The 12,653-nt window shown below is 64.2% G+C and carries 9 protein-coding genes; 7 read left to right on the forward strand and 2 right to left on the reverse strand.

The genetic code is table 11. The features are described 5' to 3' along the window. The first annotated feature begins 234 nt into the window (after positions 1-234). On the forward strand, positions 235-3,708 hold the full coding sequence (gene mobF, locus ACH45N_RS07025; RefSeq protein WP_397392461.1) for a MobF family relaxase: 3,474 nt from the start codon (positions 235-237) through the stop codon (positions 3,706-3,708). Between the two features lie 26 nt (positions 3,709-3,734). On the opposite strand, the gene ACH45N_RS07030 is transcribed toward mobF, so the two are convergent. Next, positions 3,735-4,349, reverse strand: coding sequence for a hypothetical protein (locus tag ACH45N_RS07030; protein WP_397392463.1), 615 nt, complete (start codon positions 4,347-4,349; stop codon positions 3,735-3,737). Positions 4,350-4,687: 338 nt separating this feature from the next. Here ACH45N_RS07030 and ACH45N_RS07035 point away from each other — a divergent pair, with 338 nt between their 5' ends. The 6 genes from ACH45N_RS07035 (at position 4,688) to ACH45N_RS07060 (ending at position 11,245) form a co-directional block, all read left to right on the forward strand. Next, positions 4,688-5,356 carry a hypothetical protein gene (locus ACH45N_RS07035; protein ID WP_397392465.1) on the forward strand — a complete coding sequence of 223 codons (669 nt, stop codon included), beginning with the start codon at positions 4,688-4,690 and terminating at the stop codon, positions 5,354-5,356. Continuing rightward, positions 5,353-7,341, forward strand: coding sequence for an ATP-binding protein (locus tag ACH45N_RS07040; protein ID WP_397392467.1), 1,989 nt, complete (start codon positions 5,353-5,355; stop codon positions 7,339-7,341). Before ACH45N_RS07035 ends, ACH45N_RS07040 begins: the two co-directional genes overlap by 4 nt. Positions 7,342-7,456: 115 nt before the next feature. Beyond that, positions 7,457-9,490 (forward strand): hypothetical protein, encoded by a 2,034-nt coding sequence (locus tag ACH45N_RS07045; RefSeq protein ID WP_397392469.1) that lies wholly within the window; start codon positions 7,457-7,459, stop codon positions 9,488-9,490. A 453-nt stretch (positions 9,491-9,943) separates the two neighbouring features. Further along, positions 9,944-10,198, forward strand: a complete 255-nt coding sequence (locus ACH45N_RS07050; RefSeq protein WP_397392471.1) for a hypothetical protein — start codon at positions 9,944-9,946, stop codon at positions 10,196-10,198. Positions 10,199-10,592: 394 nt separating this feature from the next. Continuing rightward, the gene (locus ACH45N_RS07055; RefSeq protein ID WP_397392473.1) at positions 10,593-10,988 is read left to right on the forward strand and encodes a hypothetical protein; all 396 of its coding nucleotides are present in this window, start codon (positions 10,593-10,595) and stop codon (positions 10,986-10,988) included. Continuing rightward, positions 10,985-11,245 carry a hypothetical protein gene (locus ACH45N_RS07060; protein WP_397392475.1) on the forward strand — a complete coding sequence of 87 codons (261 nt, stop codon included), beginning with the start codon at positions 10,985-10,987 and terminating at the stop codon, positions 11,243-11,245. The genes ACH45N_RS07055 and ACH45N_RS07060 overlap by 4 nt, the downstream gene beginning before the upstream one ends. A 244-nt stretch (positions 11,246-11,489) precedes the next feature. On the opposite strand, the gene ACH45N_RS07065 is transcribed toward ACH45N_RS07060, so the two are convergent. Beyond that, a complete protein-coding gene (locus ACH45N_RS07065) occupies positions 11,490-11,756 on the reverse strand; it encodes a hypothetical protein (RefSeq protein ID WP_397392477.1) in 267 nt (88 codons plus the stop codon). Positions 11,757-12,653: the final 897 nt, after the last annotated feature.

Below are 12,653 nucleotides of genomic sequence, written 5' to 3' on the forward strand. Positions count from 1 at the left end.
ACAATCCACCGGCTCCCGAGAACCTCGCGCCATACACCTCTACGGGCTGACCCGCACCAGTGTGTGTCGACGTCGCCGAGCCGCACCACGATTCTCAGCACCCACCGCGGCGGCCGCCAGGCCGCAACCGATTACACCTCTGGCACCAATGGCAGATCGAGTCGCTTCATAGCGAATGCCGAATGCGTGAGGCGGCGCGTCCGGGGTGTGGTGTGCGCTGCACACCTGTCGAGCGTGACGGTCTCGATCAGCGCAGTCGCGGCAGGGGACGGAGTCGGCTACCTGCTGGGTTCGGTCGTGCGCGGGGACTGCGAGCTGGCCGACCCGGGCGCGGCGCTGCGCTATTACACCGAGGCCGGCACTCCACCGGGTCGGTGGGTCGGCAAGGGGGTCGCAGAGTTCGGTACCGGTGGACTGGAGCCTGGCGCCACGGTGACCGAGCAGCAGCTCGAACGGCTCCTGGGCGAAGGCCTGGACCCGGTGACGGGAGAGCCGCTCGGGTTGACGTTCGCCGAAGCGGCCGGGACCAGCGACCGCAAGGTGGTCGCGGGGTTCGATCTGACGTTCTCGGCGCCGAAGTCGGTCTCGGTGTTGTGGGGCCTGGCCGACCGGCAGAACCAGGAACTCATCGCCGCTGCGCACCACGCGGCGATGGCGGAGGTGATCGAGTTCTTCGAGCGTGAGATTGCCGCCACCCGGATCGGCCACGGCGGCACCGCGCAGGTCGACGTCGCCGGGGTCGCGGCCGCCGCGTACGACCATTGGGACTCACGGGCGCACGACCCACAGCTGCACACCCACCTCGTTATCTCGAACAAGGTCCGCACACTGATCGACGGACAGTGGCGGGCCCTGGACTCCCGGGCGATCTACAAAGCCCAGGTCGCCCTGTCGGAGCACTACAACGCCGTCCTGATGGACCGCCTGACCGGCACGTTCGGGATCGGGTGGGACCAGCGCGACCGAGGGCCACGACGCACCAAGGCCTGGGAGATCACCGGTGTCCCCGAAGAGCTGATCGCGGAGTTCTCTTCCCGGTCCCGCGACGTCGACGTCCGCACCGATCAGCTCATCGCCCGATACGAGGCGCGGCACGGGCGCAGCCCGTCGAGAGACACGATCAACGAGCTGCGTGCGCAGGCGACGTTGGAGACCCGGCCGGAGAAGCAGATCCGATCCCTGGCCGACCTCACAGCCGAGTGGCACCAGCGCGCGACATCCCACCTGGGGGACACCGCCGAGTGGGCGCACGGCGTCCTCACCTCTGGGCTCGGGCAGGTGTTCCGGGCCGACGACGTGCCGGCGAACGTCGTCGACAAGCTTGGGGAGCGGGTGGTGGACGTCGTGTCGCAGAAGCGGGCGACGTGGACGTACTGGAACCTGTGGGCCGAGGCCTCCCGCCAGACCATGGGCGCCCGCTTCGGTACTCACGAGGAACGCGAGCAGTTTGTGTCCCGGGTGGTCGTCGCGGCTCAGGCGCGGTCGCTGCCGCTGACACCACCGGAGGTTGCACCTACTCCGGAGATGCTGCTGCGAGCGGACGGGTCGAGCGCGCTGCGGCCAAGGCATCACGTCGTGTACTCCAACACCCGGATCATGGCCGCAGAAACCCGCCTCATGACCCGCAGCCAGAACACCACTGGTCCTGTGTCGGGTCGGGGCGGGCTGCTGGTGGCTCTCCAGGCGCGGTATCGCGGCCACCGCCTGACCGCAGAACAGGTCACGGCCTTGGCCTCGATCGCCATGTCCGGCCGGGCGGTGGACGTGCTGGTCGGTCCGGCCGGGACCGGGAAGACCACCGCGATGTCAGCTCTCCTCACCGCCTGGCACTACGACCACGGGCCGGGGTCGGTGATCGGGCTGGCGCCTTCGGCTGCCGCCGCCAAGGTTCTGGCGGACGACCTCGGCGTCCCGTGCGAAACCGCCGCGAGGTGGCTGACCTCCCACCAGCACGGGTACGCGGAGTTCGACCGTGGGCAGCTGGTGGTCGTCGACGAGGCTTCCCTGGCCAGCACGATGGACCTGGACCGCATCACTACCGCGGCGGAACAAGTCGGCGCGAAGGTGCTGCTGGTCGGGGACCCGGCCCAGCTGCAGTCCGTCGATGCCGGCGGCGCATTTGGCATGCTCGTCGAGGCTCGCAACACCGCAGCCGATGTAGCGAAGCGCGTAAGCGAAGGCGCGCCCACGCTGACTGGCGTGCACCGATTCCGCCACGACTGGGAGAAGACCGCCTCGCTCGCGTTGCGCGATGGCAAGACTGCCGTGATCGATACCTACGCCGGACACGACCGCATCAGCGAGGGCACCACCGCGGAAATGACCGACGCTGCCTACGCCGCCTGGCAAGGCGCCCTGGCCTCGGGAGAGTCGAGCGTGCTGGTTGCCGAGGCCACCACAGCCGTGCACGAACTGAACGACCGTGCCCGTGCAGACCGCATCCTGACCGGTCTCACCAGCCCTGGACACTATGTCCCCCTCGCGGACGGAACCCGTGCCTCGACGGGTGACCTGGTCATCACCCGACGCAACGACCGAACCCTGACCACCTGGAGCGATGCCCTCGCCGGTGGGTTCGTCCGCAATGGTGACCGGTGGCAGATCACAGCAGTCCACCACGACGGATCAGTGGATGTTCGCCGCGAAGGCCACGATGCCGATGCGAATCTGACCCTGCCGGCCGACTACGTCGCCGAGCACCTGGATCTGGGGTACGCGGTCACAGCCCACCGCGCCCAAGGCCTGACCGTGGACTCCGCACACGTCCTGGTCACCCGCACCACCACACGCGAGAACCTCTACGTCGCCATGACCCGAGGCCGAGACACCAACCGGGCCTACGTCGGGCTGGACGAACCGAGCACCGACCACAACTCTCGCCCCGACGAGCAGACCACCGCCCGCACCGTCCTGTTCGGGGTGCTCCAGCACTCCGGCGCGGAACTGTCCGCCCACCAGACGCGTGCCGCCGAGCGCGAGAAGTGGACCGGGATCGCGCAAATGACCGCCGAGTATGACGTGATCGCCGGCCTCGCCCAGCGCGAACGATGGACCACTCTCGCTGTCCGTGCCTTCGTCACCGACGGCAAGCTCACGTCTGCCGAAGCACACGCAGCGATCGACAACGCCTCGTTCTGGTCCCTGTGCACCGAGCTTCGCCGCATCGAAGCCATCGGCCACGACGTAGGCGCCGTGATGCGGCAGGTGGTCAGGCAGCGCAACCTCCTCGACGCCAACGACCCCTGCGCTGTCGTCCACACCCGGCTCACCCGCGACGACGGCCGCACCACAAGCCCGGTCCGGCGCTCAGCCCCGCTGATCACCGGCCTCCTCCCGCCCGCCCTCGGGCCCATGCCCGACAACGTGCGCGAAGCACTGGCCGAACGCGCTCGTGTGATCGAGGAGCGTGCCTCGGCCCTGGCCAGCGCTGCGATCCGGAACCAGGCCGGGTGGGTGCAACGTCTGGGATACGGCCCCGCGCTGCCCGAACACGGACCTGTGCCACGCGGACTCGTCGCCGTGGCCGCCTACCGCGACAAGTACGGCATCACGGGCCAAGAACCTTTCGGGCCTAGACCCAGCGATCCTCGCCAGGCGCGAGAACGGGATGCCATCCACGCCACCCTGCGGGGTGCCCTCCACCGAACGCCTCACGCGCAGACCTGGTGCGTGTCACCGTTGCGTCCTGAGGATGTTGTTGGTCTGTGACCTCACTTGGCGCCACAAGTTACGTGTCACACGTCCGAGCGGGAGTCCCGTGCGTTGGCTGGCACGTCCCGGGCGTGCAGCGCCATCGCCCGCTCCTGATCAAGGTCTCCGTCGTCCGCGAGTGGCTCAGGTTGGAACGGCAGGGCCCCAGCGAGCTGGTACCAAGACCGCCACTGCTCGTGGAGCGCAATGAGCTCAGACACGCCATCTTCTACATTCGTGAGCGGTATTGTGACGCTCTCGAGTTTGCCCGATCCCTGGACGACGCGATATCCGAAGAATCGGCCTTCCGGCCTTGGCTGCCAGATGTTGTGCACGAGGCCGTTGCGATGGTCCAGGGCAATCCGGACGCGAATTGCAAACTGGTTGAACGTCACCCAGTCGTCACCGAGGTCCTGAGCACGTGCCTCCACCAAGCTAATCAGGGCTCCGGCCGACCTCTTGGAGTACTCGGTCTGCGACGCATGCTCCATCGCTTGGAGCAGCGCGCGGAGCCGGTCCTCGAGCAGGGCACACAGGTTAGTCGTGCGGCCGATGGCAGCGTAGAACTCGTCCGTCAGGTCTCCGAAGAAATGCGCGGGTATCTCCGCAGACGTTCGGTCGTCAGGTCGCGTCTTCGGATCGGTCTGCTCGTCTGCCATCCCGAGATCCTAACTAGGACCCACCCGACCTGGGATTCATCAACGCATTGACTGAGCGATTGCTCACGCTGTAAGCGCCATAAGCGGCCGCGCGTACTCTGATCGTCGAGGTACGTCAGCGCCTCCTCACGGTAAGGATCTCAACGGACTCAGCGACCGGCCGCGATCGGTCCTCGCACAGGAATTCGGCACATTCACCCCATGCTTGTGCACCATGAGGACGTGCTGGACGCTACGCTCAAACTCGCGACGCGAACGGCCGCCTTCGCGCGTTGTCGCTGGTTGGCATGCCGCCGACTGCTGGCGGGCAGGGGATTCAGTGTGCTGGGAGGATGCGAATGGGCAGACCCACGACACGCATGCAGGATGCTGTGCGCCTCTTGGCACTCATTGACCAGGCATCGGAGCCGGTGACGCCAGCGGAAGTTGCGAGCGACGATGCCCTGCAGACCGCGATCGGTGTCGTCCGGTCCCAGGTGAGGCTACAGAAATTGGACTTCTGGGTCCGGAACCCGGACTACTTGGCGAATGAACTGCTTAACGACTATGAGAGTGGAGACCGGGACCCTTCGCTTCTGGGGATTGCGAGCGACATCCTAGATAGTGAGGAACCCGAGCTTCGGCGCTATCCGATGCTTCGCTACATGTTTGGAGCCTACGAAGACCTAGAGGATGCGCTCGCGGTGCTTCGGCAGGCTGACTTGGTCGTACGACGACGGAAAGGTCGCCCCGAACGTGTGGTTAGGACGGACTACTTCCTGCTGCAGGAAGGTCGGGACACGATGTCGCGCATCCAACGGGACTTCCCAGACCTCAGTTGGTACTCGGCTAGGTCGGCATTGGTTGTGAAGCTTGCGGAAGGTCACGGGGCAACCGAGCTGAAGGACCGGCAGTACATTGTCGACGAGTACTTGAACACACCGCAGGGTGCGCGTATCCCGAGCATCGCCGAGCGGGCTCGGAAGCGCCTGGCCGATATCCGAGCGAACCTGGAGGCGGATGCATGACCGTTCCGAGTCCTGACGAGATCACAGCGAAGATTGCTGAACTGGCTGATATCGACGCCGGAACTGTGGCAGACGTTCTTTCGGGTCACGGTGTGTCGCTGATCCCGGTGCCACCGGCAAGGCGACAGCTGGATATTCGGCGCCTCTCGTTCTCAGGGCAGAAGGTGCACACGCAGTGGGACGGCCCATTCGAGAAGATTTTTGAGTTCGGCGATGGAGTCACCGCGCTCATTACGGACCAGAACTTGCGTGGGAAATCGACGGTTCTGGAACTCATTGCTTGGGCCTTGCGTGGGACCCCGCGAGACGAACTGCGTGCAGACGTGCGGCCCTGGTTCGATCGCATCGTATTGGAATATGCGGTGAACGGGACTGCGATGGCCGTGGTGTTGGTGAAGGAGGAGTCGGGTTTTCTCGCAGATATATTGCGCGCGGACTCTCCTGAACTTCTGCGCCGCTTCGTGGACGGCCTCGGTGATATCGAGGACGTGCACGTTGTTGCCTCAAAATTGTCGGCACCGGAGTTCGGCCAACAGCAAGTTCAGCACATGATGTCCTTGCTGGGCCTAGAGCCCATGTCAAACTTCCAAAAATATCAAGGTAGCGACCAAGGGCGCCCTGTTTCTCAGACATGGCCAGCGTACTTTGGCGGTTTGTATCTGCCTAAGGCGGAATCTGAACTTCTGTTCGGTGATACGGCCTTTGCTGCACTGCCAGCCCGTATCCTGCAGATGTACTGCAACGTGCCCTTGATGGGTGCGCACATCCGCTTGACGACGTTGTCGCGGCAGGTGAGCCAGGATGAGGCGAACAGGGGTCGCAGGGTCGCTGAGGATGCCGCCGCGCGTGCCGGGCGGAGAGCCGCGCTTGTTGCGCAGCTCGAGGCGGTTGAGCAGAAGCTGGCGACGCTGCCGACGGCGAGGGGCCGGTCGTTCGATGTGATCGCAGCCGAGCTGCGGGCTGCCGAGGAAGAGCTGGATACCGCGTCGGCGTCGGCCCGTCTCGCGTCGCGGACGCTCGATGACGCGAAGGCTGCTCGTCAGGCCGAGGAACTGCTGGTTAACAACGCGCGAGAGGACGAACTGGCTCTCGCGCTTTTCCAGGGTATTCAGCCAAAGCGGTGTCCGCGGTGTGAGCAGCGCATCGAGGACGATCGCGCGGCCTTGGAGCTTAGCGACCATCATTGCGCGGTGTGCACGAGGGAGATCCCGGTTCATTCGAACGACACCGGTGACCAAGGGGAGCCGGAGGTGTCGGGTGACGGTTTAGTCGCTTTGACGGCGGCCGAGGCTGCGGCAAGTGAGACTGCGAAGGCTGCGGCCGATGAAACGGTTGCCGCCCGCCAAACGGTGGATTTGCTAGCCGCCGAGCTGTCGGCGGCGTCGCAAGCAAAGGAGTACTCCGACCGCGTAGACCTGCAGATAGAGCGTGCCCGGTTGCAGGGTAGTGTTGATTCACTCCCCGAAGTCGGCATCGAGGTGGAGCCAACGGAGTCACTGCGAGTGATACAGGCGGCAACCAAGGTGCTGAAGACTGTTACCGGTGAAGCCGCGGCGGCGTTGTTCGAAGAATTGAATGCTGAAGTCGTCGTTTTGGGCCAGAAGTTCGGCATTGACAACCTTGAGGCTGTCAAACTCGATCGCTCAGGGAAGATGCTGGTGACGACTGCTGGCGAAGAAACGCCGTTCAAACGTTTATCAGGTGGTGAGCGCCTGCGGCTGCGGATCGCAGTTGTCGTCGCGCTCCTCCGGGTCGGACATCGCGCCGGGGTTGGTAGCCACCCAGGTCTGATACTGCTCGACTCGCCAGGCTCGGACGAGTTGACGGTGGATGACGAGGCGATGCTGCTGCGGGAGCTGGACTCACTGAAGACGGAGCTACCAGGTTTGCAGGTCGTTATAGCTTCAGCAGAGCCGAGTGCGGTTCTTAACCACTTGTCCGATGACAGCATCTATGCGTCCTTGGACGGAAGCCCTTTGTGGTGACAGTATTCGTCGACGACGCCGTGCATCACTCGTCTGATGGTTTCGGGAGGCACATGGTCGACGCGTGAGTGCGGAGACGATTCACGTTCTGGGCAGCCATTGAGGAGGTTTCGAATTGGTTCGTCTGACGGATGCATTGGCCGAGTTAGCTGTTCCTGAGCCGTCGGACCTGGACGAGTTAACTGCGTTCGGCGACGACTTGTATAGCCGCGTCGATCGCAATGACCTAGCAAACGCCGCTGCTGTGGAGACAGCGGCGAAAGACCGGGCACCTGAGTTCGTAGCGTTGGCGGAGGCAGCAGCTCGGGCGGGCGACGAGCATGCTGGTGCGTTGTTGCAAGCTGTGGCCGACGCGCTGCCGCAGCTTGAGCGGTTGGCGTTCATGGATGCTGCTGACATCGCTCTGAACTCGCCGGAGCTCATCGCTGCGTGCGCCCGCCAGCTGGCGAACGCCCTTGCCGACCGCGTTGACGCGGTTCGCTCGGAGAGTCCGCTGCAGGCGTACGCCTACCTTGAGGTCCTCACCCGCTTAGGTCTGGCAGCACCAGCTGGCAAGTTTCGAGCGTTGGAGGTGCTTTCGTCCGTCACACTGGACGACTCTGTCGATTTCCTCGAACGGCTCCCGCTTCTAGTTGGACTCGCGTTCGACCAGTGGCGCGAAGATGCGCTCGCGACGGTCCTTGGCCTGTTACTGGAGAATGAGTCGTCACGCGTGGATGCGCAGTTCGAGGTTGCTTTGACAGCCCTTCGTTCTGCGCTCGAGGGCCGGTCGATAGACGTGGTAATGGCCGGGCTCGCCGAGGCGCGAGACCAGTTCCTGACCGTGGAGTCGATGGAGGAGGGTCGCGATGACGCGACGGTGTACCGAAGCGCCTTGGACGTGATTATTGCTTTCGTTGGTGCTCCGGCCGGGACTGGTGGAGCTGCATTGACATCAATTGAGGCTCTCGTTCATGCGCTTGCCCACCGTAAGGCCTTCTCAACACGCTCGGCGCTGGGCGGCTGGGCGACCCCACGTCGTCAAGCAGAAGCGGAGTGGTCCTCGCTTGCACGGATACTGAGGGAAGCTACAGGGCCTCTTGGAGCATCATCGTGGCTGACACCAGTCGAGACGCTCTCGCGAGTCCTGGAGGCGTATCGAGCGTCGAGGTCTGTGACGGTTGTCTCGGCGGATGGCTTACAGGTGGTGTTGGAACCGACGGTCGAGGCGGCGTTCATCAGCCGAGATGGACTTCTTGCACACCTAAGGGACGCGCTTGATGGTGGTCTCGTTCCCGAGGGCGACGTTGACTCAGCGCATCGGTTGCTTGACGCCGTGTCCAGCGCAGCGGTCGACACACGCGGTGGTGATGCCATGGGAAAAGTCTGGGCCTCGGCGCCCGCGTTGGCCGCCGAGCTTGGCATAGAAGCTGATCCTGAAATTGCTGTGCAACTTGCACAAGCTATTGGTGACAAGCCTGAACTTGTCGAAAGGCTCAACGAGGAAGCTGCACGGCGTGAACGCGCCAGGAACCGCCGCCGAGACCCAGTGGTTGATGGCCTCCTGGCGGCAGTGCTGGAGCAACTTGCCGGCTGCGAGGATTTGGTTGACACAGTACGTGAGGAGTTTGTCGAGCTCTTGACGGAGGTGCTCCGGTTCGCAGCCGACCGCGCCGATGCGAGCCGCGAGAACTGGGGCTCGGACATCGCCTATCTGTTTCCGCCGGCAACGGGGAAGCCAGCGTTCACGGAGGACTACCTTCAACGAGATGTCTTCTCATGGCTAGCAAGCTCCGGTATGCGGCACCACGTGCGCATGGAGGAGCGAGATATCGCCTCAGGCCGAGCGGACATAACGGTGACGCGCGATCATCGTTTCGTCATAGAGGTGAAGCGCGAGCGGTCTGACGCCTCCCGCCAGTCGTTGCTAGTGGCGTACGGCGGACAAGCTGCGGCGTACTCGACTGTCGGTCCCCGAGTGTCGGTCGAGATGGTGTTGGATCTGACCGATCACAGCGCGGGAGTGCCGTCGTTGAAAGAGTCTGTGTGGGTTGAGAAGGTGTCCATCCCTGGTGCAGACCCGAGGCACGTCGTAACGGTTGTGATCCGCGGAAACAGGCCAACTCCAAGACAAACGCGGCTCGATCCCGCCGAGCCTGATGAACGTTGAGTGAGCCGACGCACTACCCCGTTCCACCGTCTCGCCGTAGCAGTGCGCCCTGTCGGGCTCCCGGGGCCCACTGAGTTCGGGTCGATCACGAGCTTCCGTCGGGGGCGGGCCCTGCGCCGAGTGCGGACCACCATTCACCCAATCTCTGGTTCGCACGGGCGCACTTGGTATTCGATACCTGCCTTTCCCCAGAAGCTGGAACGAGCCCGAACGAAATGCGATGCGGGCTGGTTGACTCGTCAAGCCCGCTGGCCAACTTCCAGGCGCTCCCGCTTTGCCCAATGTCACGCTCGATTTCTCGAGACAGGTAGCTCGGTTCGCGGGCAGGATTGCGTGATGGCTGAGGGGTCTTGGGAAGAACGCGCGGGGTCGGGTGAGGTGCTAGCTCAGAACGCTGGCTCCGATGCTGGCGCTCGCCTGCTTGAGCTCTTGCTCGATCCTGAGGACACTGCGGTGACCTTCCGAACGGCTGCCGCCTTGCTCGGGCAGTGGACGGTGGAGGCGTTCCGGCTGCTCGTCATAGCCAGTGCTAAGACCGACGACAGCCACAGGGACTGGATCGGCGACGCGGTTGATGATTTCATCGATCGAGCGCACGGGGAGGCTGAACCGTTTCTGCGCCAAGCCCTGGTGACGATTCGAGATGGCGACGATCCGGCGTGCTCGCAGGCCGCGCGCGAATGGGAAGCCTGGTATCGCTGGTCCTGACGGTTCTTGCCGGGGAGTTCGGGCGCACTTTCGCTTCGACGTCCGATCAGAATTGCGAACGAGTTCGTGCCACGGATGTGCCACGCATCAAGCCCGTGCCACGCTCGTGCCACGCACCGAACGAGCATGAGCGCGCCCGGTTGCGTGTCTACGGGCACCGATGCCAGACTCGTCGACGAGCCCGTTGAACCGCTAGATTCCAACGATTCTGCAGGTGGCGGGCTCGCCAAGAGAACTCTTACCAGCCGGTCCGGATGTGGCGCGAGGACTCGGAGTTCCCAGAGAAGGCGAGGGGTTCGAGTCTCTCAGCGTGGTGAGCGGGTCGTTTGGCTCGGTCACCTGCTCGGATCTTCATCCTGTCCGGTGAGTTGTCGCTGGTCTTCTGTCGGTGGTCGTGATCGCCGACGCCATCGATTCCCGCCTCGCCAACGCTCTCTTCAATGTTCGCGCGGCCGGAGTGGGCAAGCTTGTGGAGCCCGCGGTGGCGTTGACACGCGCCATGTACAAAGGGCTGTGGGTCGGAGGGCGGGCAACGCTGACCCCGACCGAGTACCACTTCCATCCGAACGACATGAACCGTTCGATGCACGATGGCCCGATTGACTTCGTCATCCCGTTGGTCGACATCACTGAGGTCACCACCAAGCGGGGGCTCGTGACGAGCCTTGTCGTCGTGCGTGCCGGCGGGTACGAGTTCACGATCCGGTGCTATGGCGCCCGAACGTTCGCTGACCGCATCCGTGCTGCTGTTGTTGCTGCGCGAGGGGAGTCGTCCGATTCGCGGTCATGACTGGTGGCTGGCGGCTCACGTTCATGGGATCTGATTTCCCGACGGTTCGTCTCAACCTCTGGCGGGCTGATGCCGTCGTGCTTTTTGACTGGCTCATGTCGGTCGATCTCGATGCCGTGCCGATCTCGCATCCGGCGGAGAAACAGGCGCTGGTTGACCTGTTGTCGCGGTTTGAGCAGGACACTGACGTCTCCGGTACGACGCAGGACGAGATCGACACCGCGCGCGAGGAGGTTGCGCGCGATATGGGTTGGTGAGGGGGCGTTGCCGTTGAGTTCTTCGAGAAGTGGACGCCTGCATGATCGAGGCGAACGGGTAGCCTCAACGTGGAGCAGACACGAGTCCTGCTCGTCGAGAATCACGACAGCCCGTCGCAGTTTCCAACTACTGCCCACGTGGTAGCGACACGCCGGCCCGATTCCCCCACAGTTCCCCCTAGGCACCCAGCCAACCGGCGAACCACAAGGTCAGGGCCACATGACACGCTTCAACGTCTGATTGTCAGGTCGGTGTCGGGCTGGGGTTCAACGTAGCGGCCTCGCCTTGTAGAGCGACACTAGGGGCTGGCCCGGCGAGATTCTGGTGAATCACGAGCGTCGCCTGCGCCGCCGTGTCGCCCGGAGCAAACGCGATCCGGAGGACGCACTCCTCGCCCCTAGTGAGCTCTGTGCCGTCGTCGCAGCGCTCTTCGAGGCTGAATCGCCCCGCATCTGCTCCTTCGATCTCGACGGACGTGATAATCAGAGGCTCCTTCTCAGAACTGCTCACGACGACTTCCGGTCCGCACTCAGTGATCGAGCAGGTGACCAAATTAGTGGACACGGTGATGCACAGTCCGTCCTCGCAAGCCTGCGGTCCGATCCATCGTTGCCGCTGTCCTGGGTCTGGCTGAGGGCCTCCTCCACCCGGGCGGGAACAGGGAACGTGCTGGTTTCACGGTCGCGGTTCGCATCAGACAGCGTAAAACCGGTGTGGGTCAAAAAGAGCGCGAGTGCCGCGATGGCAATGCCCGTGACGGCTCGCAGCCAGCTGTACGGTCCGACGACGGACACGAGCGGCGGATGGCGGCGCCGACGGCAGCAGCTACGAGGCGCATGGAGGGACTCGCCGCGAGAGCCATGCTGGCCAGGGTGCCCGAGACCGACCCGAGCACCGATAGCCGCATTGGAACCAGCGTCGTCGGCGGCGGCCGTTGGCCACCTTGCGGCGACGATGCGTTCCGGGTGGGTGTAGGAACAGGTTCGGCGCTCATGGAAACTCCGCCCCTACGTGTGCCGGAATCCGATCGTGCCGACCTGTCCCAAAGATGCTCACGGCGGTCGAGCGTGCGTGCCATGCCGCAAGGCTGTTGAGCGAGCGGGCCGGCTGGTACAACCAACGGTGCTCCTAAGTTCCGCCCGGAGCCGGGACCTTCACCCTGTGGAACTCGCGAGGTCGCGGTGCTGGCACCAGGGCGGCGTGGGCGCCCACAGGGTCGGAGCCCTCGCAGGCAAGCCGTACCCATTCCGCTCCGAGGTTTAGTACCTGGTGCCGCTGTCGCGCGAATTGGCTGGCGAGGAACCCCGGTGCAGAGGCAAGATCTGCAAGTGCCTGACCTGCGGTGGGTCGAAGTCAAAGAGTTCTTCGACCCCGATCTGATGGGTGCGTTGCCGGACTTGCTCGTAC

The sequence above is a fragment of the Promicromonospora sp. NPDC019610 genome, assembly GCF_044389365.1.
Taxonomy (GTDB): Bacteria; Actinomycetota; Actinomycetes; order Actinomycetales; family Cellulomonadaceae; genus Promicromonospora.

Coding starts and splice junctions, on each gene's coding strand:
- ACH45N_RS07030 (WP_397392463.1), bottom strand. CDS start 4,349: ATGGCAGACGAGCAGACCGATCCGAAGACGCGACCTGACGACCGAACG.
- ACH45N_RS07035 (WP_397392465.1), top strand. CDS start 4,688: ATGGGCAGACCCACGACACGCATGCAGGATGCTGTGCGCCTCTTGGCA.
- ACH45N_RS07040 (WP_397392467.1), top strand. CDS start 5,353: ATGACCGTTCCGAGTCCTGACGAGATCACAGCGAAGATTGCTGAACTG.
- ACH45N_RS07060 (WP_397392475.1), top strand. CDS start 10,985: ATGACTGGTGGCTGGCGGCTCACGTTCATGGGATCTGATTTCCCGACG.